25 protein-coding genes are annotated in these 25,992 nt (G+C 39.2%); 10 read left to right on the top strand and 15 right to left on the bottom strand.

What is annotated here, in order from left to right; genetic code table 11:
* A complete protein-coding gene (locus tag ACYVM0_RS12445; protein WP_460557501.1) occupies positions 1-1,200 on the top strand; it encodes an MFS transporter in 1,200 nt (399 codons plus the stop codon).
* A gap of 54 nt (positions 1,201-1,254) precedes the next feature.
* On the opposite strand, the gene ACYVM0_RS12440 is transcribed toward ACYVM0_RS12445, so the two are convergent.
* Together ACYVM0_RS12440 and ACYVM0_RS12435 are read right to left on the bottom strand one after the other, a co-directional pair.
* On the bottom strand, positions 1,255-1,458 hold the full coding sequence (locus ACYVM0_RS12440; protein WP_430987198.1) for a cold-shock protein: 204 nt from the start codon (positions 1,456-1,458) through the stop codon (positions 1,255-1,257).
* Positions 1,459-1,531: 73 nt separating this feature from the next.
* Positions 1,532-3,223: a DUF3472 domain-containing protein gene (locus tag ACYVM0_RS12435; protein ID WP_460557498.1), complete on the bottom strand. Its 1,692-nt coding sequence runs from the start codon at positions 3,221-3,223 to the stop codon at positions 1,532-1,534.
* 184 nt (positions 3,224-3,407) lie between these two features.
* Between ACYVM0_RS12435 and ACYVM0_RS12430 the strand changes: the two genes are divergently transcribed.
* Together ACYVM0_RS12430 and ACYVM0_RS12425 are read left to right on the top strand one after the other, a co-directional pair.
* A complete protein-coding gene (locus tag ACYVM0_RS12430) occupies positions 3,408-4,487 on the top strand; it encodes a 3-oxoacyl-ACP synthase III family protein (protein ID WP_460557496.1) in 1,080 nt (359 codons plus the stop codon).
* A gap of 273 nt (positions 4,488-4,760) precedes the next feature.
* On the top strand, positions 4,761-5,030 hold the full coding sequence (locus tag ACYVM0_RS12425; RefSeq protein ID WP_430987201.1) for a short-chain dehydrogenase: 270 nt from the start codon (positions 4,761-4,763) through the stop codon (positions 5,028-5,030).
* A gap of 67 nt (positions 5,031-5,097) precedes the next feature.
* On the opposite strand, the gene ACYVM0_RS12420 is transcribed toward ACYVM0_RS12425, so the two are convergent.
* The 3 genes from ACYVM0_RS12420 to ACYVM0_RS12410 all read right to left on the bottom strand — a co-directional run bounded on the left by ACYVM0_RS12420 (position 5,098) and on the right by ACYVM0_RS12410 (position 10,734).
* Positions 5,098-6,675: a M28 family metallopeptidase gene (locus ACYVM0_RS12420; protein WP_460557494.1), complete on the bottom strand. Its 1,578-nt coding sequence runs from the start codon at positions 6,673-6,675 to the stop codon at positions 5,098-5,100.
* 151 nt (positions 6,676-6,826) lie between these two features.
* Positions 6,827-9,742 (bottom strand): aminomethyl-transferring glycine dehydrogenase, encoded by a 2,916-nt coding sequence (gene gcvP, locus ACYVM0_RS12415; protein ID WP_460557492.1) that lies wholly within the window; start codon positions 9,740-9,742, stop codon positions 6,827-6,829.
* 209 nt (positions 9,743-9,951) lie between these two features.
* Entirely contained in the window at positions 9,952-10,734 is a 783-nt protein-coding gene (locus ACYVM0_RS12410; protein WP_460557490.1) for a universal stress protein, read from the bottom strand.
* Positions 10,735-10,963: 229 nt separating this feature from the next.
* Here ACYVM0_RS12410 and ACYVM0_RS12405 point away from each other — a divergent pair, with 229 nt between their 5' ends.
* Positions 10,964-11,449: a YkgJ family cysteine cluster protein gene (locus tag ACYVM0_RS12405; protein WP_460557488.1), complete on the top strand. Its 486-nt coding sequence runs from the start codon at positions 10,964-10,966 to the stop codon at positions 11,447-11,449.
* A gap of 80 nt (positions 11,450-11,529) precedes the next feature.
* On the opposite strand, the gene ACYVM0_RS12400 is transcribed toward ACYVM0_RS12405, so the two are convergent.
* The 6 genes from ACYVM0_RS12400 to parS form a co-directional block, all read right to left on the bottom strand.
* Positions 11,530-12,435, bottom strand: coding sequence for an MBL fold metallo-hydrolase (locus ACYVM0_RS12400; RefSeq protein ID WP_460557486.1), 906 nt, complete (start codon positions 12,433-12,435; stop codon positions 11,530-11,532).
* A gap of 189 nt (positions 12,436-12,624) precedes the next feature.
* A complete protein-coding gene (locus tag ACYVM0_RS12395) occupies positions 12,625-13,869 on the bottom strand; it encodes an MFS transporter (RefSeq protein WP_460557484.1) in 1,245 nt (414 codons plus the stop codon).
* Between the two features lie 152 nt (positions 13,870-14,021).
* Positions 14,022-14,654 carry a deoxynucleoside kinase gene (locus ACYVM0_RS12390; RefSeq protein ID WP_460557482.1) on the bottom strand — a complete coding sequence of 211 codons (633 nt, stop codon included), beginning with the start codon at positions 14,652-14,654 and terminating at the stop codon, positions 14,022-14,024.
* 78 nt (positions 14,655-14,732) lie between these two features.
* Positions 14,733-15,212: a 2-amino-4-hydroxy-6-hydroxymethyldihydropteridine diphosphokinase gene (folK, locus tag ACYVM0_RS12385; RefSeq protein ID WP_460557480.1), complete on the bottom strand. Its 480-nt coding sequence runs from the start codon at positions 15,210-15,212 to the stop codon at positions 14,733-14,735.
* The gene (locus ACYVM0_RS12380) at positions 15,209-15,667 is read right to left on the bottom strand and encodes an RES family NAD+ phosphorylase (protein WP_460557478.1); all 459 of its coding nucleotides are present in this window, start codon (positions 15,665-15,667) and stop codon (positions 15,209-15,211) included. Before ACYVM0_RS12380 ends, folK begins: the two co-directional genes overlap by 4 nt.
* The gene (parS, locus tag ACYVM0_RS12375; RefSeq protein WP_460557476.1) at positions 15,664-16,122 is read right to left on the bottom strand and encodes a type II RES/Xre toxin-antitoxin system antitoxin; all 459 of its coding nucleotides are present in this window, start codon (positions 16,120-16,122) and stop codon (positions 15,664-15,666) included. The genes ACYVM0_RS12380 and parS overlap by 4 nt, the downstream gene beginning before the upstream one ends.
* 101 nt (positions 16,123-16,223) lie before the next feature.
* Here parS and ACYVM0_RS12370 point away from each other — a divergent pair, with 101 nt between their 5' ends.
* Both ACYVM0_RS12370 and ACYVM0_RS12365 read left to right on the top strand, forming a co-directional pair.
* Positions 16,224-17,345, top strand: coding sequence for an ABC transporter permease (locus ACYVM0_RS12370; protein ID WP_460557474.1), 1,122 nt, complete (start codon positions 16,224-16,226; stop codon positions 17,343-17,345).
* Between the two features lie 3 nt (positions 17,346-17,348).
* Positions 17,349-17,801, top strand: a complete 453-nt coding sequence (locus ACYVM0_RS12365) for a hypothetical protein (RefSeq protein ID WP_460557472.1) — start codon at positions 17,349-17,351, stop codon at positions 17,799-17,801.
* 3 nt (positions 17,802-17,804) lie between these two features.
* Here the strand turns inward: ACYVM0_RS12365 and ACYVM0_RS12360 are convergent, their stop codons facing one another.
* Positions 17,805-19,007, bottom strand: a complete 1,203-nt coding sequence (locus ACYVM0_RS12360) for an anhydro-N-acetylmuramic acid kinase (RefSeq protein ID WP_460557470.1) — start codon at positions 19,005-19,007, stop codon at positions 17,805-17,807.
* A 79-nt stretch (positions 19,008-19,086) separates the two neighbouring features.
* On the opposite strand from ACYVM0_RS12360, the gene ACYVM0_RS12355 reads away from it, so the two are divergent.
* Genes ACYVM0_RS12355 through ACYVM0_RS12340 form a run of 4 tightly spaced genes read left to right on the top strand, consistent with a single transcriptional unit; the run spans position 19,087 to position 22,960 of the window.
* A complete protein-coding gene (locus tag ACYVM0_RS12355) occupies positions 19,087-19,650 on the top strand; it encodes an RNA polymerase sigma factor (RefSeq protein ID WP_460557468.1) in 564 nt (187 codons plus the stop codon).
* On the top strand, positions 19,637-21,085 hold the full coding sequence (locus ACYVM0_RS12350) for a porin family protein (RefSeq protein ID WP_460557465.1): 1,449 nt from the start codon (positions 19,637-19,639) through the stop codon (positions 21,083-21,085). Before ACYVM0_RS12355 ends, ACYVM0_RS12350 begins: the two co-directional genes overlap by 14 nt.
* Before the next feature lie 57 nt (positions 21,086-21,142).
* Entirely contained in the window at positions 21,143-22,408 is a 1,266-nt protein-coding gene (locus tag ACYVM0_RS12345) for an LVIVD repeat-containing protein (protein WP_460557463.1), read from the top strand.
* A gap of 6 nt (positions 22,409-22,414) precedes the next feature.
* Positions 22,415-22,960 carry a hypothetical protein gene (locus ACYVM0_RS12340; protein WP_460557461.1) on the top strand — a complete coding sequence of 182 codons (546 nt, stop codon included), beginning with the start codon at positions 22,415-22,417 and terminating at the stop codon, positions 22,958-22,960.
* Here ACYVM0_RS12340 and queG read toward each other — a convergent pair.
* The 3 genes from queG to ACYVM0_RS12325 form a co-directional block, all read right to left on the bottom strand.
* Positions 22,957-23,883, bottom strand: coding sequence for an epoxyqueuosine reductase (gene queG, locus ACYVM0_RS12335; RefSeq protein ID WP_460557459.1), 927 nt, complete (start codon positions 23,881-23,883; stop codon positions 22,957-22,959). The two genes, ACYVM0_RS12340 and queG, sit on opposite strands and share 4 nt — an antisense overlap.
* A 77-nt stretch (positions 23,884-23,960) precedes the next feature.
* On the bottom strand, positions 23,961-24,764 hold the full coding sequence (locus tag ACYVM0_RS12330; protein ID WP_460557457.1) for a hypothetical protein: 804 nt from the start codon (positions 24,762-24,764) through the stop codon (positions 23,961-23,963).
* 50 nt (positions 24,765-24,814) lie between these two features.
* Positions 24,815-25,936 carry a serine hydrolase domain-containing protein gene (locus ACYVM0_RS12325; protein ID WP_460557456.1) on the bottom strand — a complete coding sequence of 374 codons (1,122 nt, stop codon included), beginning with the start codon at positions 25,934-25,936 and terminating at the stop codon, positions 24,815-24,817.
* Between the last annotated feature and the right edge of the window lie 56 nt (positions 25,937-25,992).

The raw sequence follows: 25,992 nt of genomic DNA, 5'->3' as shown, positions 1-25,992 counted from the left end.
ATGATCTCAACCACCATCAATCTTTATAAAAATGCTTACAGCGGTTTAACACGCCGCATGTGGTTGCTTGCCGCGGTGATGCTTATCAACCGCAGTGGCACTATGGTACTGCCATTCATGACCTTGTACTGCAATCATCGTGGGTACACCGAAACACAGGGTGGCCTTGCCGTTGCTATTTATGGTATTGGTTCTTTGTTTGGTGCATTTATTGGCGGCAGGCTGAGTGATACGATTGGATTTTATACCATGCAGTTTGTGGCTTTGTTTGGCGGGGGTATCATGTTCATTGTGCTGGGCCAGATGGATTCTTATCTTACTATTTGTATCTGCATTTTTTTCGCCAGCCTTATCAATGAATCATTTCGTCCTGCTAATTCCAGTGCAGTAGCACATTACAGCACTGCTCAAAACCGTACGCAATCTTTTTCACTGGTAAGACTAGCCATTAATTTAGGCTGGGGCGTAGGCAGCGCATTGGCTGGTATACTGGCTTCAATTAGTTATCATCTTTTATTCTGGGTAGATGGTTTTACTAATATCGCCGCAGGTATTGCATTACTGATCATTCTGCCAAAAGTTACACTGGCACAGCAACATAAAACCACTCATGAAAGTACGGGTAAAAGCAAAGGCCCTTTCCAGGATAAAACGTTTATGATCTTCACCGGTTTTATGTTACTCTTTGCATTATGTTTCTTTCAGTTGTTTACAACAGTGCCTTTATATTTTAAAGAAGGACTGCAATTAAACGAATCAAGTATTGGCATCATCATGTCTGTAAACGGTATTTTAATTGCATTGTTCGAGATGGTGATCGTATTTAAACTGGAGGGTACCAGGCCTTATTTAAAACTGATGATGTACGGATGTTTATTACTGGCCGTATCGTACTGGATGCTTAACATCCCTTTGGCAAATGGATTTATTCTGGCTACTGCTGTTATCCTGATGGTAACCTTTGCTGAAATAATCGGTATGCCGTTTATGAACAGTTATTATATTGGCCGCACAACTACCGAGAACAGGGGCAGCTATGCCGCAATATACACTATGGCATGGAGTGCGGCACAGGTAATTGGAAGCTTAAGCGGCACACAGATCGCACATTCGCTGGGCTATTCTTATTTGTGGTGGATATTAGGGCTGATATGTGTGGTTACCGCTTTTGGGTTTAATCATATTCAAAACAGGCGATAAAAAAGAAGGGCTGTACTTTTGGTACAGCCCTTAAAGGTTTTTAAAAGTGAGGAATTATCCTACAACTTCCACATTAACTGCGTTCATGCCTTTTTTGCCTTCTTGCAAATCAAACTCAACGCTGTCGCCTTCTTTAATATTTTGGCTTTTTAATCCACTTACGTGTACAAAAGTTTCTTTGTTAGAGTCGTTGTGTTTGATAAAACCGAATCCTTTTTCAGTATTGAAAAACTTAACGGTACCTTGTTGTTTGTCCATTTTAAATTGTATTGTATTATTTAATAAGGCGCAAAGATAGTTTTTTTATTAATAAACTCCCTAATATTATTTTTTACTCCGTTTTGGACCGCCTTATTTCTACCACTTCCACATCAAAAATTAAAGGGCTGTTTGGAGGGATAATACCCAGGTTTCTGATGCTATACGCTAATGATGAGGGTATTATAAGTCTTATTTTTCCACCCTGCCTGCAAAAAGGTAAACCAATCTGCCATCCTTTGATCAGTCTTTTTAATGAAAAAGTAGCGGGCTCGTCTTTGGTTTCATCAAACACTTCTCCATTCATCAGTTGGCCTTTATAGCGCACCACCAAAGTGTCGTTGATAGTTACCAGCGGACCTTCACCTTCCCTTAATAGTTTGTAGTAAATACCGTTTTTGCTTCCGGTTGTATCTATCGTTCTTGCCTGAATGGCATTTAATATTGCCGCCGTTTCCTTAACTGTTTCTGCAGCACTATCTGCATTCTTATAAAAATCAATTGCAGGTTTTTGATTGAGTGCCGCCCTGTTGTATAGATCGCCAAATGTTGTTTTAGTTGGTTTGAATCCACCATTCCATAAATAGAATTTATTGTCTTCAACACCACCGCCATAATCTATGCGGTCACCCGCTTTACCCGTAGCATCATAACTGAATTTGCTCCCGGTAATTTCCTTCCAGTCGCCATTTTCTCTTCTTATCCATTGATTGCCAAAACAAGCCTTGCGGAATAATTGCCCGTTGTTGCCCCAGAAATTCTCCACGAAAGAATATAATTTTCTCAATGGTTTACCATCTTTGGGTGCTTTAAAACATGCGATCAGTTTCCATTTTTGCACTTCAGGTATATAAAAATAACCGGCATAGCTTGTAGTATTACTTGCGCTATCCGTGGCAGCAGTTACTAAAAATTTATAGGTTTCACCCGCCTTCCAGTTATATACAAAATGACTGTGCCCTCCTGTGCCTTCGTTACCAAAATCATCCGCAAAAACATTTTCCCCCTTTGCCATCAGTTTTACTTTGTTCTCGTCGTTTACTTTATTTCTGTCCACCGCTTCGTTACCAGCATCCCATACGGAAAATATTACCCTTCTTTCGGTGGGGCTGTTTACCTGTATACCAAAATACCCCCGGGCAAAACCGCAGGCCATAAAATAACTGTGCAACTGGTCCGCATCTTTTGGTATGGTTACTTCGTTGTAAAAAGAAACTACTTTCATGGTATCATCCAAGGGGTACATCAGGTGAACAGAAGCGGCATTCCTTCTTGGCTTTGCATTAAAATGAATATTTTTTACTGCAGCGCCACTTAGTTCCAGTGATTTAATATCTGCAATTGTTTTTCCTTTTTTTGCAAAAGAAGATAAGGTGAGCGTGTAAAATCCCGGTTCTTTTATCAGCACATTGCCAATCGTTATTTTTTTAAAACCGGCAGATTCAGGAGTGGTAATATTAAATTTTTTGCCTGCAAAAGAAACCGTTAATTTATTTCCTGCCACATCATTTTTTAGTAATACCGCAAGATGCAATGGCCCGGTGGTACGCAGGTTAAAATAAAACAGGATCTGTTGGTTGGTATTGGTCCAGTGGTGTAAACCATCTTTTACAGAGAATAAATTACTTTCATCGTCTTCACTGCTTTCCTCTGCAGGCACAGCGTATGCCGTAAATGCCGGGATACTGACCGCAGTTTGCGATTTTAAATTATTGGTAAAAGCAATGATGAAGAGGATGATAAAAGAAAAGGAGGCTTTGTACATAAACATAAAATGAATGACAAACTTAATGCAATTTTAATAAGCCTGTGCACCATATTAAAAAACCATTAATAACAGCCTGATAGCGGGCATTGGAGGGGATGATGAAAATTATTTTTTGCCCCGCCATTATTCGATAACTTTACCATCATCATACGGTTGTTGTTTTAATTTTAATTTTTGTTCAATGCATAGTTTTCAAACAGTAATTACAGGTACCGGCAGTTATATTCCTGCCAATGTAAAAACCAATAAAGAATTCACCATACTTAATTTTTACGGAGAAGACAATAAGAAAATTGAAACCGATCCTCAGGAAGTGGTGGAAAAATTTAAACAGATAACAGGTATAGAGGAAAGGCGTTATGTAGACGCAGGTATGGAGTCATCCGATATGGCAGCTATAGCGGCCCAAAAGGCTATTGAAGATGCCGGGTGTGATCCTGAAACTTTAGACCAGATAATTGTAGCACATAATTTTGGCAATGTATTGAAGCATACTATTCAAACAGATGTGCTGCCGGCATTGGCATCAAGGGTAAAGCATGCATTGAAAATAAAAAATCCTAACTGTGTGGCCTATGATATTTTATTTGGTTGCCCGGGCTGGGTGCAGGGTGTAATACAGGCGGATGCTTATTTTAAAGCCGGCATTGCAAAAAAATGCCTGGTGATTGGTACAGAAACTTTATCCAGGGTAATTGATATTTACGACCGTGATAGTATGATATTTTCGGATGGGGCAGGAGCCTGTGTAATGGAAGTTAAAGATGCAGCAACCACTAAAAGCGGAATCTTGGCCTGCTGTGTACAATCGCATTGTATGGATGAAGTGGATTACCTGAATATGGGTAAGTCTAATTTTCCTGATTCTGATCCACGTGTACGCTACATAAAAATGAAAGGCAGAAAAGTGTATGAGTATGCCATGAAGTATGTGCCGGCTGCCATGAAAGATTGTTTGGATAAAGCCGGTGTTGATATCAGTGAATTGAAAAAAGTATTCATTCACCAGGCCAATGAAAAAATGGATGAAGGTATTATTAAAGCGATGTACAAATTGTATGGTATTAAAACAGTGCCCGAAAATATCATGCCCATGAGCATTCATTATTTGGGTAACAGTTCTGTGGCTACCATCCCTACTTTGCTCGACCTGGTAAGAAAAGATACAATGAAAGGACACCGGTTAAATGATGGCGATATCATTCTTTTTGCATCGGTAGGTGCAGGCATGAATATTAATGCGGTTTGTTACAGGGTGTAAACCGTTAGTGGTGAGTCATCAGGCGTGAGTGGTAGCATTCTTGCTTAGCGCCTCACTGCTGTTTATGCTACAACCAGTAAATAATACAACCAATCTTTAGGAATTGGCAGTGCTTTATAAATTGAATGTCGTATAAAAATTCGGGCTGCTACTCACGTCTCACGATTCACGACTGCCGTTATCAACTTGCTGGTTATTAGTCTGGTACAGCGTTGCAGATAAATAAATGCGGCTGAAAGCCTTAATTAGCGTACATTTGCAAAAAATTATTATATGAATAATGATCTCATTATTAAATTTTTAGAGCCTGCACACCTTGCAAAAAATGCTGTAAAAATTGAATTTAAAAAACGTAACACCATTGTTGGTGTATTTGTTAAAACCAATGACTACGAAGATTTAAAAGCCAAAAATTTCTGGCGCATTGTTACAGAAGCAAGCATACCGGAATGGAAAAAAACCAATAATAATCAATTGTCTAAAATTTTCAGTGGTTCTGAGTTTACCCGTTTAACACAGGCTAAAGAAAAAGTAGCAGTTTAATTAAACTTATAAAAAAGGCGTCAGACGGATTCAATCCTCTGACGCCTTTTTTTATACACGAATGTTTTTAAAAACCTCTTCCGCCGTTGGCGCCTCTTGGTTTAGGTAATTCTTTTCTCGGTATTTTTTCTGTGCGTTGTGCAGTATTGTAAACAAATGATGCAATGATAGTGGCCGCTTGTTTCAGATCTTCAGGTACTAAATGATCATAAGTATCCATATTGGTATGGTGTGTCCTGGTATCATATTCAATAGCGTCCTGTATAAATTGAAAACCGGGAATACCAACACCATCAAATGACTGGTGATCTGTTCCGCCTGTATTGCTGATGGTAACTGTAGCTGCACCCAGGTCATGAAATGGTTTCAGCCATTCTTCAAAAATGCTTCTTGCTGCTTCATTGCCCTGTAAATAAATACCTCTTATTTTTCCGGTACCATTATCTAAATTATAATATGCAGAAACTTTTGAATGCTCCGGCTTCAATACCATATCTGCAGGATCGGCAAAATGCATTTTTACATATCCTCTCGATCCTAATAAACCTTCTTCTTCGCCACTCCATAATGCAATACGAATAGTGCGTTTGGGTTGCATGCCGGTTGCTTTAATGATACGCATCACTTCCATCATCACAGCACTGCCTGCTGCATTATCTGTTGCACCCGTTGCGCCATGCCAGCTATCTAAATGCCCGCCTAACATTACAATCTCGTCTTTTAAAACAGGGTCAGTACCCGGAATTTCCGCCACCACATTATACCCTTTGATATCATCAGGATAAAATTTTGTTTTTACATCTGCTTCCATTTCTACTTTTTGGCCAGACAGTACCAAACGTTGTACCCTTAAATAATCATCGCTGGATAACATTACCCAGGCATAATTATTTTCGGCATCTTTTGCATACGAACCTCCGTTTTGCACAAATAAAGTACCGTCGTTACCTCTTGCATTAAGACTTAACACCAGTGCAGGTTTTTCGTTCTTATAAAAATCTCCCATCTGCCTTGCTAATAATTGTCTTTGTCTCATGGCTTCGTTGGGGGTGAAGTTTCTCTGGCCACCTCCGCCTCTTGGTGCGTCAGGTTTTGCATTGGCCATTTTTTCTAAACTGCTATCAGCATAACGTTGTCCGTCCGGGGTAAATGAAGGATGTAATGTATCCGCTGCGTAAACCATTATAATTTTACCTTTTACTTTGCCGGCATATTTCTGGTATAGTTCTGCAGAATCTTTTACATTTATAACAATCACTTCGCTGCTCATGATCTTTTTTCCCGGCGTGCTGCCGGTCCACGCTCTTGGTATGGCTACAATAGGTGTGTAGTAAGGAGCTGTCATGGCAATATAACAACGGTTCTGTTCCCAGCCTACACCAAAATCGCCCCAGGGTTCCAATGCTGCGTTTACCATTCCCATTTTTGTCAATTCATCTTTAGCCCAGTTGGCCGCACGGAAGTAACCCGGAGAATTGGTTAACCTTGGCCCCGAAACATCGGTAAGATGAAAAGCAATGTCCATTACTTTTGAATTGCTCAGCCCTTCATTTTTTATTTTGCTTATTACTGCATCATCGGTTTGTGCAAACACCGCACTACAGGCCATACAAAGCGCTGCAAAAAGGATTGGTTGTTTTCTCATGTTAAATAAGTTTTAGTTAGAAGGGTTAAATTAATTTATTTTAAACGAAAATTTAAATTGAATTGATGAGTGGTGTGTAAAATGAGTGATGATAAAAAAAGCCCAACATTTTACAGTTGGGCTTTTAGAACTAACGGATAGTAGAGATTTCTTATACTGCTGCTTCTTCAGCATATGCACTAACAGGTTCACAGGTACAAATCAAATTCCTGTCGCCATAAGTATTATTTACCCTGCTGATGCCGGGCCAGAATTTATTTTGTTTTACAAACGCTAATGGAAAGGCCGCTGTTTCCCTGGTATATTTATGATTCCAGTCGTTGGCACAAACTACAAATTGAGTATGTGGTGCATGTTTCAATGGATTGTCTGCTTTATCGGCAATGCCATTTTCAACAGCACGTATTTCTTCACGTATGCTTAATAAGGCATCACAAAAACGATCCAGCTCTGCTTTGTCTTCGCTTTCAGTTGGCTCAATCATTATCGTGCCTGCTACAGGGAAACTTAATGTAGGCGCATGAAAATTATAATCCATCAAACGTTTGGCCACATCTTCTGCTTCAATGCCGGCGCTTTGTTTAAACGGGCGTAAGTCAACAATAAATTCGTGGGCACAGGTACCATTCTTTCCGCTGTATAAAATTTTATATTCTTTTTCCAGGCGTGCCTTCATGTAATTGGCATTAAGAATTGCATATTCAGTACTCTTTCTTAAACCTTCAGGGCCTAATAATTTTATGTAGGCATAGCTGATCAGTAAAATACTTGCACTGCCATAGGGCGCAGCACTAACAGCACTCGTGAGCAGTGAGCCATTATTTTTCACGTTTGATGATTCGCCATTAACGACTGCGTGGCCCGGAAGAAACGGCGCCAGTTTCTCATTCACACAAATTGGTCCCATGCCAGGTCCGCCACCACCATGAGGAATAGCGAATGTTTTATGCAAATTCAAATGGCAAACATCAGCACCAATATTACCGGGAGATGTTAAGCCCACCTGTGCATTCATATTGGCACCATCCATATAAACCAATCCGCCATTCTCATGTATCAATGCACAGATCTCTTTAATGCTTTCTTCAAACACACCATGTGTACTTGGATATGTAACCATCAATCCCGCTAATGTGTCTTTGTGTTTTTCTGCATTCATGCGCAGGTCAGCCACATCAATATTTCCTGCTTCATCACACTTGGTTACTACTACTTTAAAGCCAGCCATTACTGCACTGGCAGGGTTGGTGCCGTGTGCAGAAATAGGAATGAGGATTACATTTCTGTTGGCCTCATTGCGGTGTGCATGATAAGCACGGATGGTTAACAAACCGGCGTACTCACCTTGTGCGCCACTGTTAGGTTGTAAAGACGTAGCTGCAAAACCGGTAATGTTACTTAACCAGCTTTCTAATTCAGATACTATTTGCTGATACCCTTTCCATTGATAAGCAGGGGCAAAAGGATGTATGCCACCAAACTCGGGCCAGCTTACAGGGATCAATTGTGTAGCGGCATTTAATTTCATGGTGCAACTACCTAAACTGATCATCGATGTGTTTAAACTCAGGTCTTTATTTTCTAAAAATTTTATATAGCGCATCATTTCAGTTTCGCTGTGGTGCGTATTGAAAAGCGGATGCGTTAAAAATTCTGATGTACGTGTTAGTGAAGCAGGAATATTTTCCAATAAACTGTCTGCATCAAAATGCGCCACAGCCGTGTCATTACCTTGTGAAGTAGCAAATACGTGCAGTATGTTAAGGATATCATTCTGCGATGTGGTTTCGTCTAAAGAGATGCCGATATGCTCATCATCAAAGTAATTAAAATTGATCTCCTGTTGTTCGGCTAATTTCCTGATCTGTGACACATCTTTCACATGCACTTTCAATGTATCGAAATAATATTCATTCACATTGGTAAAACCAAGCTCGGCTAATTCATCACTTAAAGTTTGTGCTAAAATGCTTACTCTTTTTCCGATATTGGTTAATCCATCCGGGCCATGATATACGGAGTACATCGCAGCCATGTTGGCTAACAATGCCTGTGCCGTACAAATATTGCTGGTGGCTTTTTCGCGGCGGATATGTTGCTCCCTTGTTTGCAAAGCCATGCGTAAGCAACGGTTGTCTTGTGCATCAATACTCACGCCAATGATACGCCCCGGAATGTTTCTTTTAAAATCATCTTTGGTAGCAAAGAAAGCGGCATGCGGACCGCCAAATCCCATCGGTACACCAAACCTTTGCGAATTGCCGATGGCTACATCTGCACCTAATTCGCCGGGAGGCGTCAATAAGGTGAGGGCCAATAAATCTGTAGCCATAATAACCTGTGCATTTACCGCATGTACTTTAGCAATAAAATTCCTGTAGTCTTCCACCGCACCATTGCTGTTGGGGTATTGTACTATTGCGCCAAAAAAAGAATCGTCTAACGCAGTGGTTTTATAATCACCAAAAACCAATTCCACCTGGATGGGGGTAGCCCTGGTGATCAAAACATCTTTTGTCTGTGTAAAAATATTTTCGTCAACAAAAAACTTCGGCGCAGTAATATGATCGTGGTCTTTGTTTTTATGATTGAATAACATGGCCATAGCTTCGGCTGCTGCAGTGCCTTCATCCAGTAAGCTGGCATTGGCAATGGGCAAACCGGTTAAATCGCTTACCATGGTTTGATAATTCAGTAAACTCTCCAAACGTCCCTGTGCAATTTCGGCCTGGTAAGGTGTGTATTGCGTGTACCATCCCGGGTTTTCAAAAACAGTTCTTAAGATTACGCTGGGTACAATAGTGTTGTAATAACCCTGGCCAATGTAAGATTTAAAAACCTTGTTTAACGAAGCCGTTTTTTTTAGCTCGGTAAGGTATTGGAATTCACTTACGGGGCCGGCAGTTTTTAAAGGGTTTTGTAAACGAATGGAAGAGGGAACGGTTTGTTCAATCAACTCGTCTGTTGATTTTACGCCGATCACCTTCAACATGGCCCTGGTTTCCTGTTCGTTGGGTCCGATATGCCTTGCTGTAAACTCCTGATTTTGTTGCTCGAAAAGATTCATATGCCTGTATAATTTATTGTGTATTGGATACTGTAGAAAAGTTGCCGCAAAATTACGATAACATAACAAGAAACTGCGCCAATAAGTTCAGCGATTGATTACTGTGGAAAACTGAGGGATAAACCTGCAATTGAAAGCGGGGGCGATACTATAAAAGTTTAACAAAAGCAGCAGTTTGTTAGAAAAAAAGCAGTACTTACCAATAAAAATTATTCGTGCACAGCAAGAACAGGTACTTTGCTTTGATAGATCATTTTTTTGGTATGCTGTGTTTTAAACAATCTTTCGTAAAAACTGTGTTGTTGAGGGGCAATGATGATAATGTCGATATCTTTATCACCGGCAAATAAATTCACCGCTTCATGAAAATCATATAACCTCATAAAGTAGAATTCGGGATTGAACTCTTTCAGCAATTCTTCCATTTTGTCCCTTTCCGTTTTAAAGGCTGTAGTGAGGGAAATGTAATGGCTGTCATCTACATTTAAAATGTGCAGGGCCGGTTTAAAATCGGCCAGTACTCTTTTTACAGCCAGCAATGTAGGTGTTTCTTCCACGTATTTCATTTCGGAAGTGATGAGTACATTTTCAATTTTGGTATACTTTGCTTCTTCAGGAACAATTAAGACGGGGCAAATATTTTTCTCGGCTATTTTTAAAGTGTTGGTGCCCGAGAAACGTTGTGCCAGCGCTGTTTTGCCGGTTAATCCCATTACTATCATGTACGCCGTTTTTACATGGGCGTAGGCGGCAAGGCTATCAATAAAATTATCACCGGATTCGGTATAGGTTTCAATATTGGCGATAAAAGAAAGGAGTTCCGTTTTTAATGTACCCAGGTAGTTTTCTGCAGTAGCCACATCTTCGCTGCCGGAGTAATAATGGTACAGTATAATATTCACATCAGCCCTGTTTTTGTACATATTGCAGGCATAATGTGCTGCATTGAATGAGGTCTCGGAAAAATCCAAGGGGACTATTACCTGTAGCATCGTCTAAAAAATTTACTACAAATTAAATGAAATTATTTACATGAAGCATACTATTATTGAGAAAACAGGCCAGAGCAGTTTACTATTTCACTTGGTGAATTTTTTTGCCGCGGATTACGCAGATTTTCACGGATAATGCATTTTTATCCGCGTAATCCGTGGCAAAAATAACTACTACGTAGTTTCAGGAAATTTTTAGTGGCTGGCTACTAAAAGCGATATTTGCTGTATGGAAGAAGATTTGTTATACAATTGGGAGAAGAAGTCGGCCGACCATCAAAAATTATACAAACAGTTTTTGAACCGGGCGGATAAAAATAAAGTGCTGAAGGCATTGCCCGACCTGCATGAGGAAGCTTTTGAAAAAATTGATTGCCTGCAATGCGGCAATTGTTGCAAAGGGTATTCGCCCCGTTTTAAAACGCCGGATATAAAACGCATCAGCAAGCATTTAAAAATGAAAGAAGGAGATTTTATAAATACCTATTTGTTTGTAGATAGTGAAGGAGATTATGTGCTTAAAAATAAGCCCTGCAGTTTTTTAGGTGCCGATAATTATTGCAGCATTTACGAAGTGCGCCCAGGCGATTGTGCAAGGTTTCCCTATACAGATGAAGATGTGTTATTGAAACGTCAGCCACTTACGTTAAAAAATTCCAGCTTTTGCCCTGCGGTGTACTATGTATTGGAAAAGTTAATTGTGACGATGAAGTAGATAATGTATGGTATAATGACTAACCGTCACGAAAATGGCCGGTGAGAAAACCGGCCATGAAAAATAATGTTAGAAAATTTTTATGTCATCTTTGAAGTGATCTCTGTGTAAGCTGCTTCTAACGGACGATTGATACCATCGCCTTTCCATTCTTCTGTACCGGGAATGATCTTTGTTTTCAGGATATCTTCCTTGGTTTTCCCGGCTTTAATTTCTCCCTCTACAAATTTTAATACATTGCCAAGGTAGTCGCTGAATGCAGTAAGGTCGGCAGGAGTGGTAACAATATCATACCCTTCGCCGCTATGGCCGCAAACGAATTGTGTTTTTTTGTCGAAAGTGTTTACAGCTTTATCCAGTACTTTTATCCAGCTGCCCATATCGGCACCGGCACTTTTATCAACAAAGGGATGGCGGCGGTTGAACAACAGGTCGCCCAGGTGTACAATGTTGGCATGCTCAAAATGTACAAAGCTGTCACCATTGGTATGGCCGGCACCAAAATAATGTAGAGTGATTTTTTCCTTACCAATTTTATCACTCCAGGTATCGGTATAGGTCTGATCGGGATATAATTGCTTGTCTTCGCTTTTACTTTTTACCGCAGCATTTTTTTGATTGGTTAAAGAATTGGCATGCGCCAAAACATGCGGCACCAGGTCTTTAAAAGCAATATTGCCTGCGGTATGATCTCCGTGATGATGCGTATTGATCAGTAACCTGAAAGGGTTTCCCGTTTTCTTTTTTATCTCATCAATTAAATGCTGTGCCGAATCGGGGAACTGGGCATCCACTACTACCACCTCTTTTTTAGCCATGTAAAAAAGTATCGTACCGCCTTTTTCGGTGAATACACCAATGTCGTCGGTCAGCATTTTTATTTTAAATGCCGGCTGGTTAAAAAAAGCGGCTGCTAATTGTTTATTGACCAATGCTAAGCCTGCTATGGTAAGGCTTGCGTTGCGGATAAAGTTTCTGCGTTGCATGTAGAGATGATTTTTTTGATGTTGTAACTTACAAAATATCGAAACAATTATTGTAAAGAATTGTTCACAACGCTATAAACGTAGAAGATGATAATACGGTTGCTTTTTCCCGCTCGCTATCTTCACCACCCGGAATGCTGCATTTTAAATATTGTAACTGTTCGGTGAAGACACAGATCAAATGAGGAGCTAATACTCCATATTCTTTAACGCCGGTGCTTTAAACCAGGTAACCACCACAACCAGCAATGTCATACAGCCGCCGAAAACAACAGAAGGTACTGGCCCCATCAATTGCCTGGCAAAACCACTTTCAAACTGGCCCAGTTCATTACTGCTGTTAATGAACATAGAGTTTACAGACGATACACGGCCACGCATTTCATCAGGTGTGGTCAATTGTAAAATAGTACCACGAACCATTACGCTGATGCCATCGCATACACCGCTGCATAAAAGTGCCATAAAGGAAATGACATAAATATCGGAAAGGCCGAAAGCAATGATGCAGATACCAAAGCCTGCCACTGCCAGTAACATTCTTTTGCCTTGTTTTTTTCGCATGGGGAAAAAAGTGAGTAGAATGATGATGCTCATGGAGCCAATATCGGTGGCGGCAGTAAGCCATCCAAAACCAATGGGACTAACGTGTAAAATGGTGGCACTGAATTCAGGTATCAGTGCAACCGCACCGCCGAACAAAACGGCAAAGAGATCGAGTGAAATTGCACCCATCATAATTTTATTGGTAAAAACAAAATGAAGGCCCTGCTTTACACTATCCCATGCGGCAATATCTTTTGGCGCATACAAAATGGGTTTTCTTTTAATGAAGGAAAGTATGATGGCAGCAGTTACCACATAAATTAAAATAACAATAAAGGTTTTGTTTACACCAATACCGGCAATTAAAAATCCTGCGCTGGCATGGCCGGTAATGGAGCCAATAAGCCAGGTAGACGAACTGATATTGGCAGCGTACTGTAAAATATTGCGTGGTACCAATTGCGAAACAATGGCATTGGATACGGGGCCAGCAAAAGCCCTGATGATACCGGTTAAAAAAATGATGGCATAAAAACAATACTCAAGGCCATGAGTACTCAATTTGTTTTGAGTGGACGGAAAAGTACAGATAACCAATAGCACTACACAAAAAGAATAGGCAATCATGCCTTTCAGCAGCAGTGTTCTTTTTTCTGATTTATCAATCACATGGCCAGCATATAAGGCCAGCGAAAAAACGGGAACAAATTCAGATAATCCTACAAGGCCTATAGCAAATGAACTTTGTGTTAAGTGAAACAATTCATACGCTACCACTGTACCCACCATGCGTAGTGCCATAATGTAGATAAATCGGCAGATGATATATAATTTAAATTCTTTTTCTTTAAGGGGAGAGAGTGCTGCTTTGTTCAATGTTAATGCCATTACTGCGAAGTTGCAATTTTTTTTTGATTTAGAGAATGATCAATTGGTTGGTTGGGTGGGTCACCCCTTAAAGGTGGCTCACCCTGTGGTGTAGCAGCCGCTTTTAACAGTATGAGCAACCTTTAAGGGGTGGCTCACGCTTGCGAAGCACTTTAAGGCAGGCTTAAATAATGTTGCCCATCCTCATATTCTTTGTCCAATGCGTCGATGATAATTTTCATATGCTGGTCGTTACCTAAAAAATCGGCATTAGACGCATCAATAAAAAGTGTTTTAATATTATGCTGTTTGATATATTGCGTATAGGTTTCCTGCAAAGAAAAAAGATAATCGCCGGGGATACTTTGCTCGTAACCACGGTTGCGTTTTTTAATATTCTCCTGTAATTTATTTACCGGGGCATGCAGGTAAATTAAAATATCAGGCTGCACAATTTGCGGATTGATGATATCAAATAATTTCTGGTAGAGCCTGAACTCTTCATCGGCTAAAGTTACTTTGGCAAAAAGGAGGCATTTGGTAAACAGGTAATCAGAAATGGTGATGTTCTGAAACATGTCTTTGGTTTGCAGCAGATCTTTTAATTGTTTATAACGCTCGGCCATAAAAAATAATTCCAGCGGAAAAGCATATTGCTGCTGGTTTTCGTAAAATTTGGGAAGAAATGGGTTGTCTGCAAATTCTTCCAGGATCAGCCGTGCATTAAAATGTTTGCTCAGTAAGTGGGCAAGAGTGGTTTTTCCGGCACCGATATTCCCTTCAATGGTAACAAAATTATACTTCATACAAAAATGTGCAATTATGCCAATTGGCAAATATGCAAATGGAGTGTGCAAAATAAAGGGAATGGATTTCTTTTACGATTAAATTTTATTAACAGTTAATTCATCCGGAGAAATTCTTAATAACTGGTGGATAGTTTTATTCAATACCGGGTGCTTAAGATTGGGCGAAAGCTCATTCAAGGGCACCAAAACAAAATTGCGGTTTTGCAACTGCGGATGCGGTACAGATAAATTTTTAGTTGCAATAATTTCTTTATTAAAAAAAAGGATATCTATATCAATGATCCTTGGTGCATTTTTTTTAGTTCTTACCCGTCCCATTTTTTCTTCGATGGTAAGAATAGTTTGCATGGTTGCTTCGGCAGCAAGCAGGGTGTCAACTATAAGTACCTGGTTTAAAAAATCAGGTTGATCGGTATTACCCCAGGCGGCCGTTTGGTAAATACCCGACGCTCTTTTTATATAGCCTATTTGTTTGCTGATACAGCTGCAGGCTTTTGCCAGTTGCTTGCGGGGATTGTTTTGGTTGCTGCCAAGCAACAGGTAAACTATATTCATGAAAAAGAAAGTAAACGGTTGTCAAAATTAAATGCCTTGCTGTCTATGATCTTTGCTTTGGCAAAATTTCTATGCAATGGGTTAACAAGATAATTATGTTCATCGGTAATAACAGCAGAAGGTACTTTCAGGATCAGCGATTGGTTATTCTTAATAAATTCAGAACCGATGAATTGGGTATAGCCTGCATCATTTTGCCACTGTTTTTTTAATTTACTGTTTTCAATGCTTGTCATTTTTCCGTCATCAGGTATTTGTATTTTTAAAAGCCAGTAGTCGGTAGGTATTTCAAACTCCTGCAGGTGCACCAGGGTTTCCAGTACAGCCAGCGAAATATTTTCGGCGGTATATAACATGGCTATACCAACAGTATTCCATCTGGAGCCATATAACTTTGCTCCCATACCGGAAATGTCGTTCTTATATCTGGCTTTAGAAATGCGGTAGACTATCATGCAAATAAACCGTGTTCTATTCTTCCCAGCTGGGTTAATACTTTATTGATACCATCATTGGTAGTTAATGATTGCATGGACAAATTACCTTCAAGCGCATAGGGATTTCTTTTTATCCAGTGATAAAATTTTGCCATATCTCCAAACACTTCTTTGGCCCTGTTTAAAACCTGTGCAATTTGCATGGCCCGCTCTGCATTAATAGGAGCAAATACACTGTTGGCCTTTGCATACCGTTGCAAAGTGCGTTCGCTTACATGTAATATAGAGGCCCATTCTGCCTGCGTAAAAGGTGCTTTATCTGCAATTTTTTTAAATTCGCTGTAAGTAAAATCTTTTACAGCAGGAATTACTTTTATGCTGCGGTAATAAGGGGCAACCGGTTCTTCAACTTTATTTACAGAAAGTGAGGTTTTATTATTAACAGCTTTCTTTTTTGGAGTACTTTTTTTCATGTCCCGACATTTGACACCCAAATATACGACATATGTCGTGTACTCCAAATTTTTTAAAATCCTTTTTTACCAATAGCTTTACGCCCTATTAAATAAACGGTATGCAAAAATACAGTCAGACTAAAGCATTTTTGGCCATTGTAAAAGCCAGTTTCCGCTCTATTCTCAGTAATCCCAGTGCTTTGTTCTTCAGCTTCTTATTCCCCATTATATTTATTTTCATTTTTGGTTCATTTGGCGGTGGAGGTGGGGTACACTATTCCATTGCCCTGGCAGATAATGCTGATACTACCAATGAAGTATATGACAGTCTGAAAGCCAACCAGGCATTTACCATAAAATCATTTAGAAAAGAAGATGGCAGTATTGATACAGCAACGAGGAGAAAGGCATTGGAAAAAGACAATATTTCTGCTATCGTAAATATTATAAAGGCAAAAGACAGCAGTGCCAGAAATGCGTATGAAATATTTTTTAATACTACCACTGCAAGTGCCCGTTCAATTGATGACCTGCGACAGAAATTTGCAGCGATATTAAATGTGATAGCATTAAAAAAATCCGGCGCACAAGCCAGCCCTGGTGTAACTTTTAATGTTGAGACGGTACGGGAATACCGGAGTATAGATTTTGTTTTACCCGGTATGCTGGGCTTTTCGATTTTGTTTTCCACATTATTTGGTATCTCCTTTACTTTTTTTCAATTCAGGCAGCAATTAATATTGAAACGTTTTTATGCCACACCGGTAAGCCGTATGAATATACTGTTGGGTATTGGTATCAGCCGTTTGGTTTTTCAATTGATCAATGTAGTGATGCTGATAGCACTTGGTTATTTCTTTTTACATTTTACATTGGTGAACGGGCTGGATACTTTTTTAGAAATGACCCTGCTTACCATTTATATGCTGCTGCTTTTATTAGGTGTAGGTTTAATATTCAGCAGCATTGTAAAATCTGATACTTCTATTCCGCTATTTATAAATCTGTTTGCTTTTCCTCAAATGTTATTATCGGGTACTTTTTTCCCTATTGATGTTTTCCCTAACTGGCTGCAAATTATTTGTCGTTATGGCCTACCGCTGAGTCAATATAATGATGCAATACGAAAAATATCTTTTTCGGGATTACACTTGTGGGATTGCGGCAAAGAATTAGGTATAATGGCTATATGGATGGTGATTATTTATGCAGTTGCAATTAAAGTTTTTAAATGGGAATAAACTATGAAATACCTTAAGTTTTTACTGATCAATATTATTGCTTTTTCTTTATTGTTTTTTTTGATCTCGTTGCTGTTTCCATCTCAGCTGGTTACGTCAAAAAGTATTTCAGTAGTGGCTGCTAAAGAAAAGATCGCCGCTAAATTGAATAATACTGCAGATTGGAAACAATGGAATGGCTTTATCAGTGGCAATGCTACAATAACTAACACGGCAAATGATAAAGATACATTGGTCTTTTCGTTAGAAAATAATAGTAGTAACAAATTAGAATCTCATTTTAACCTTTACCAGGAACAAACCAACTCCGTACTGGTAAGCTGGGCACTCATTGAAAAACTGCCCTGGTATAAACCCTGGAGAAAATTCAGTGCAATGGTATTGAGTAAACAGGTAGCTGCTGTTATGGATTCATCGCTCAATAATTTTAAAGTACAAACAGAAGCAGGCAAATAATAATTATCCCGGAAAACTGATCTTTCCCATAGATACCGGGGGCATGCCTGCAATGCCTTTATTTAAATAGCTGTTATCTCCGCAAATACATTCATTGGCCAGCACCGCAAATAATACGGCTTCTTTTGCATCGGGATTGATGTGTAGTGCAGCAGTAGTATCAAAATTAAAATTGGGTAATGCTTCTTTTAAATGCTGCATCAGCAGTGGATTATGCATACCACCACCGCTGGAGAAAATAGTATACGTTTTGTTTTGATCCGTTGTTCTTTGTAATGCTGCTGCAATAGTATCTGCCGAAAATTTATTCAATGTCGCCATAGTGTCTTCAACACTTATTTTTTGTGTGGCAGATTTTGCTTTCGCTTCTTGCAGATAATGTAAATTAAATAATTCGGGCCCTGTGGTTTTTGGAAATGGCTTTCTGAAAAAATCATTTTCTTTTAATGCCGTTAACAGGCTTTCAGTCACTTTTCCCGCTGCTGCAACTGCGGCACCATCATCAAAGTATTTCCCCGGAAATTGTTCTTGTATGTAAGCATCCATCATAGTATTGCCCGGGCCGGTATCGGTGCTGAAAATTTTACTGCTGTCCATACTGCCGGGCAGGTAAGTGAAATTGGCAATACCCCCAATGTTTAATAAAATCCTGTCTTCCCCCTCTTTACCAAAAATCAAATAATCGCCATATACTGCCAACGGAGCGCCTTCTCCACCTGCAGCAATATGTTTTTGCCTGAAATCACTGATGGTGATAATGCCGGTGGCTACAGCCAGATGATCGCCATCACCAATTTGTAATGTAGCATTGCCAAATTTATTTTGCCGGTGCAAACTTTTGGGTGCATGGTAAATGGTTTGTCCGTGGCTGGCAATGATATCAATGTGTTCGTTTTTTATTTTCCATTTTTGCAAAAGTGAATTAATGATGTTGGCATGTTGTAATGCGATAAATGGATGGAGCAACGTTAACTGTTCCAGGTTCACTTCCTTTTTACTGAAAACAGTTTTTATTGCTTTTTTAAAATCCTCATTATAGTTAACTGTTTCAAATTGCGGTACGTCAATGGTGGTTTGTACACCGCTGCCGGTAAAGCGGCACAATGCAACATCCAAACCATCTAAGGAAGTACCACTCATCAGCCCGAGAATGTACCTTTCCGGTTTTGATGCGATACTATAAAGCTTAGCTATATTCGGGTTCATGCCCCAAGATAATTTATTTTTATTTTGATTGGTGCAACGATAGTATAAAAGCGCTTGTCAAACCAGGGAATACCAGTAAATGGAGCAGGAATTTAAGCTGATAAAAGAATGTTTACAAAATAACCGGGCATCGCAGCAGCAACTGTACCAGCAGTATGCAGAAGTAATGCTGGGGGTTTGCTACAGGTATACCAAATCGATGGCTGATGCTGAAGATGTGCTGCAGGATGGATTTATTCGGGTGTTTAAAAATCTGCACCAGTACCGGCACGAAGGTGAATTAGGCGCATGGATAAGAAGGATAATGGTAACTACTGCACTTAATTTTTTAAAACGCAATGCCAAATACCAGCAAGACCTTGCCTTTGAAAAAGCAGATTTACACCCGGTAACGGATGAAAACCCGGAAATACTTTTAGATACAAAAGAACTGGCTTCTTTAATTCAGCAACTCCCCACGGGTTATCAAACCATTTTTAATTTACATGCTGTAGAAGGTTTTACGCATGTGGAAATCGGGGCAATGCTGGGTATCACCGACGGTACTTCAAGGTCGCAGTATGCAAGGGCCCGTGCTTTGATGATCACCTGGATAAAAAAATATTACTCAGATAATAAATTGCAGACGTATGCAAAACCGTGAATTTGAAAAGAAGGTGCAGGAACAAATGGAGCAACTGAAATTTACTCCTGCTGACGCAGTATGGGATAAAGTGGAAGCAGGTTTACCTGAAGAAAAAAAGCGTCGTCGCTGGATCGTTTTTATTTTGGTGTTTGGCTTACTTACTGCAGGCTCTTTATTATTATGGAAAAACCTTGCAACAAATAATATAGCTGTAAGCAATAATAATAAGTATTCTGCTAACCATACTGCAACAACAAAAGAAACTGATTCGCAACCAGTAAGAAATAAAAACAAAGAAAACGACACCAATGTAAGTGACAGTAATACTGTTGCCACTAAAAGTACAAAGCCTGGTAAAACAGGTAATGATAATGCTGTTACAGGCACAGCAAATAAAAAAATCAGCGCTACTTCTTTTTCAAAAATAAAAATAAAGAAGGCTAAAGTATCAGCTGATATTATTTTAGAAGATGATATAGTTGCAGCGAATAAACTGTCGTTAAAAACAAAAGCGGCAGCAAAGGTAAAGACCAAAGCACCTCAGCCTGTTGCAGATAATGAGGAAGTAGTAACAGCAGCGGATGAAAAAGCAATAATTACAATAGCTGATACCGGGATTGTTAAGACTAAAAAATTTAATGCAGATAGTTTAAGTGCAGCAAATAAAAAACACATAACTGATATGCTTGCAGTAGAAAAAAAAGATACTGCTGTAACAGTAAAGAAAGAATCAACCAAAAAATCCCGAACAAAATGGCAATATGGAATTGATGTGGCAGCAGGATCATCGGCTGTGAAAAATAACCTGTTCAGTAATACGCTGGCTTATTCAAATGCTTATTCAAGTTCTGTTAGCAGTTCCCCTGGTAGTGGCATTAGTACCGAACCAAATAAGCCATCAAAAGGACTTGCCCTTAGTGCAGGTTTTTATGCAGCAAGAGTAATGGCCGGAAGATGGCAGTTTAAAACAGGATTGAGTTACTCCTATCAATCCAATATAATGAAAGTAGGTAGCAAAGTTGATTCAGCCGCTACATTTAATTTTGATATCAACAAGAGTATTGCTGCCGGCAGTTATTTCAGGCCAGGCAATTCTGTTAGCTATCGAAATAATTTTCACTTGCTGGAAATTCCTTTGCTGTTTCAATACCGGTTATCAAAAAAATCTCCGCTTAACCTTGAAATAGGGCCGGCAATAAATTACCTGATCAGCTCCAATGCTTTGGTGTACAGCAATAGCTCCGGAGCGTACTTTACCGGTAAAGATATTTTTAATAAACTACTTTTGTCATTTACTGCAGGCGCAGGAATTACTTTTGCGCAAGATTCTAAATATCCTGTTACTATTGGGTATAGGTTTAAATACGGCGGAAGTTCGGTGATAAAAAATTCGCTGAGTAAACAGCATTTTGTTAACTCCATGCTGTACTTGAAAATCCCTTTTAAAAAATAATTTACTTCAGTGCAACGGTACTTCAGCGCCTGTTGTCAATCCTGTAAATGTTATATTATGAAAAAAATTTTTTCTGCAACAATGGCTTTGTTTTGTATAACTGCTGCTATTATTTTACTACAAGGTTGTGTAAAGGACAAGTGCAGTAAAACCTATACCTACACTTATTTTCAGCCACTGTATAAAACCACGGCAGAAGTAAGGGCAAACATAAAAAGTAATGCCCCGAAGGCAGTAGTTAATCCTGGTAAAATTTATATCAAAGGCAATTATATTTTTTTGAACGAAGTGGATAAAGGTATTCATGTAATTGATAATGCCAATCCTGCTGCGCCCAAAAATATTGCCTTTATCGATCTGCCGGGTAATGTAGATATCGCCGTTAAGAATGATATTTTGTATGCTGATTTTTATACTGACCTGGTAGCAATGGATATCAGTGACCCTTTAAATGTATCCGTAGTAAAGTTTGTAAACAGCGTTTTTCCTGAACGATATTATTATGGTTATCATACTGATTCTACAAAAGTGATTTACGACTGGGTGAAAAAAACAGAAACGGTAGACTGCGATTGTGATGGTGGCAATGTAATAGCGTTTGGCGGCGGAGGCATGTTGTTTAACGCAATGGATGCAGGTTTATCGCAGCCATCAAAAGGGTCACCGGTTGGTATCAGCGGATCATTAGCAAGGTTTGCAGTGGTCAATAATTATATGTACACCGTTTCCAATGATTCTTTACGGGTAATTAATGTTAGTACAGCACAAAACCCTGTAGTTGCAAATGCAATTAATCTGGGATGGGGTATTGAAACGATCTTTCCTTTTAAAGATAAATTATTTATTGGTTCCAATACCGGTATGTTTATTTACAGTCTGCAAAATCCTGCAAGTCCTGTTAAGCAGGGAACATTTACTCACGTACGCACCTGCGACCCTGTAATTGCAGAGAATGACTTTGCGTATGTAACATTGCACGCCGGCACAAAATGTTCAGGGTTCACTAATCAGCTGGATGTGTTGAATATTTCAAATATCCAATCTCCTCAATTAATTAAATCCTACCAGTTAACTAATCCACGGGGATTAAGTAAAGATGGTAATTTGCTGTTTATTTGTGATGGTAATGACGGATTGAAAATTTTTAATGCAGCTGATCCTAATGCCATTACATTAATAACACAATTTGTTTTGCCTGAAACTAATGAGGTAATTGCGTTTAATAATATTGCTTTGGTTATTGCAAAAGATGGGTTGTACCAATATGATTATTCAAATGCTGCGGCTATAAAACTGGTTTCAAAAATTACAACACAAAATTAACTGGTTATGAAATACCTGGTTGTAATAATTACGCTGCTGGTTGTTAATGTACGTGTGCAGGCACAAAATAAGAATGCCATAGTTTTTAACTCTTATAATGCTATTGGTTTTGTAGCTGGTAAATCGCCTGTTGCTTTGGCAGCCCAAACTGAAAACGGAATTAAAATTAAAAACTGGTTTATCGGCGCAGGCATTGGAATAGATAATTATTACAAAAAAACAATGCCTTTATCTGGTGCTATAAAAAAAGAATTCATGTTAAAGACCAACAGCCTGTTTTTATATGCTAACGTAGGGGGTAATATTATTCCGGGAGATAAAGAAATTAAAAGGGCGTTCACAATCATATCAACTACCGGGGGGCTTTACCTTGATGCAGGAGTTGGATACAAAATAAAAATTACAACAGGCAGCAGCATTTATTTCACACTCGGCAATTCGTATAAGAATTTGAAGGAAACAGAAACATCTGCCGATTCAGGATTTCCATACTATTATACTACCAAACACAATCTTAGCCGCATTGCAGTAAAAGCAGGTTTTCAATTTTAGGATCGAATAAATCTCAGGTTTCTTTTTATGCCTTCAAACTTACTTCTCTTTAGCGGCGAGTTTTTAAAAACAATTTTAAAAGATTCTTCTGTCAATTCTTCCCAATCGTTAACGGTAAAATTTAAAATTGCAGGAATGGGGGTAAAATTAATTTCGCTATTGGGTTTACTGAACCGGTTCCAGGGGCACACATCCTGGCAGGTATCACAACCAAACATCCAGTTATCAAATTTCCCTTTCATCGTTTCCGGAATTAAAGCATCTTTTAATTCAATGGTAAAATAACTGATACATTTACTGCCATCAATTACTTTGTCGGGTAGTATAGCTTCGGTAGGGCAGTGGTCGATACATTTGGTACAGGTGCCGCAATAATCTTTTACAAAAGCATCATCGTATTCCAGTTCTAAATCTGTAATTAATGTAGCAATAAAAAAGAAAGAGCCCGATTGTTTATTGATCAGGTTACCATTTTTACCGATCCAGCCCAAACCACTTTTTTGCGCCCATGCTCTTTCTAAAACAGGAGCACTGTCAACAAAACCTCGTCCCTGTATTTCGCCTATGTTCTCTTTAATGTACCGAAGTAGTAACTTCAGTTTACTGCGTATCACTTCATGGTAATCTTCCCCGTAAGCATACTTCGATATCTTTACTTCATCCGTATGTTGTTCCTGGGCAGGAAAATAATTGAGTAATAATGTAATCACAGATTTTGCGCCCGGTACCAGTTTCGCAGGATCAATCCTCAGGTCGAAATGATTTTGCATGTACTGCATGGTGCCGTTCATGCCCTTGTTCAGCCATTGTTCTAACCTCCTGGCATCATCATCCAGTTGCTGTGCTTTGGCAATGCCGCAAAAATTAAAACCTGTTTGCGCTGCAAAGTTTTTTATTTGTTGTGTATATTTCGTTGTAGTCAAATAAAAGATATAAAACTATAAAAATACAAAAGCCATCCCAACTTGTTGAGGATGGCTTTTAGAAATATGAATAAGATCTAAAATTTTATATCGTAGCCCAAAGTTGCAATGGCCTCAACATAACCAAAACTATGCGTAGCCCGGTTACCTTTTTGAGAAGGTGTACAGGCTAATGCATTTACATACCTTACAAAACCGGTTTTGCCGGTACATTCAAAAAAGAGTTTGCGTAGCATATATAACCTTAATCCGCCTTCGGCACTGATGTTGTAACCGGCCACATGAAAGTTATTATTCAATCTTTCTCCTCTCCAGGTAAAATCTGTTCTGGGGATATTGATACCTGCGCCAACTTTCCATACAGCTGTCAGCAAAGGCCTTGATTTGGAAACTGTAGGCAACAATACATGTTGCTCCACATAATTAATATGCAACCAGTTGGCGCCATCGGTATGCTCAAAATGTAAAAAAGTATTGGGGTTTAAAACACTGTCGCCATCTACCTGCCTGCCATCAATGGTGCCTGTTACCCTTACAGTTTGCCCATCGGTAACAACATATTTGGCGTGGTCAAAATTTATTTCCAATGCTTTGGTATGAGAATAGTTCAGGTAAAATCCAAACCGGTAATTGTATTGCGGAATAGAAATTTGCGTCGGCTCTTTATAAATGGCATCAAAGTCGCCTTTGTCATGTGCAACGGCATTGTGCAGCACAAAATCATTACCATTACTCATCTTAAAATGAATATTACTTTTGGTATAACTTTCAGCATTATATCCCCACTGGATATACATGCCCTTAAAAAACCTGTTTTTTACCTGCGAAGATGAATACAGGAAACTGCCTGTAAACAAAATGAGTACGAATATTTTTTTCATTGCGATTTTTAAAACTGCCGCAAAATTAAGGAGAAAAGCGTTTGGTGCTGTTATTTACTTGCTAAGGCTTCATCTACCAGGCGCTTCAATTCTTTATACCGCTCATTTCTACCTTTGTTTTTTATGTTGAAGGTCATTAAAAAACCGGCATATTGCTTTTTGTTATCCACCCATGGAAAGCTGCCGAATAACCCCGGGCTGGTAACAGCGTCAGAGCGCTGATCGCCACTGATGTCTTCCATCATCCATTCGCCAAAACCATAACCCCAATTGCCTGCTTCGGCAGGGGATGAAATAATGATGGCATCTTTTGTAACGCGGTTTTTTTGCATTTCAATAACTGATGCTTTGCTTAAAACCTGTTTACCATTAAACACTCCTTCATGTAAAATCATTTGTAAAAAATTAAGGTAATCTTCTGCTGTGCTCCATCCGCCGCCAGCGGGTAATGCCACTTTGCCTTTGCCAAAATCAGAATTCTTCATGTTGCAGGGTTTGGCAATTCTCTCTGCAAATAAAGTTTCAAAACTCTTACCGCTTATTTTTTCCATAATAGCACCCGCAATTTGTAAGCCTGTATTGCTGTAATGAAAAGTTTTGCCCGGCTCGCCCTCCATGGGTAATTTGGCAATTGCTGCCATCGCTTCATCCATATTGTTCAGCTCCTTCATTTCATTCAGCGATTCTTTTAAAGTACCTGCTTTAATACCAGTTAAATGGCTCAGGCATTGCCAGATCTTAATATTGCCTTTACCGTTTTCAGTCATCACCGGCAAAAATTTCCCTATCGTATCTTCTAAACTTAATCTCCCTTCATCCACAAAGGTCATTACCATAGCTGCACTCAGCCATTTACTGCAACTGGCAATTCTTTCTTTGGTGCTCATGGTAAAATCCTGCATTATCTCGTCTGCATCTTTGCCCTGCCTTTTAGCAATGAATTTGCCAATCCTTTTCTGCCTGCCACTTAAGTCATTTTCTGCGTTGCTGTACACCAGTTTCCCATCTTTATAAATCACCAGTACAGCTCTGCCGCCAATCTCTTTCAGGTTACTGCTTAACCAATCATCTACCTTACTAAAATTATATTGGGCGTAGCCCGACTGTAACAATAGCAGTAAAACCACCAACAGGCTGAATTTGCGGCAGATAGAAAGAAATTTGTATGACATATTAGCTGAGATTTGGTCTTGGATTATAATTTGACGACTAAGTTTAAAATTACAAA

Source organism: Ferruginibacter profundus, from assembly GCF_054783275.1.
The sequence above is the reverse complement of the archived record's forward strand: the minus strand, read 5'-3'. Positions and strand labels throughout refer to the sequence as shown.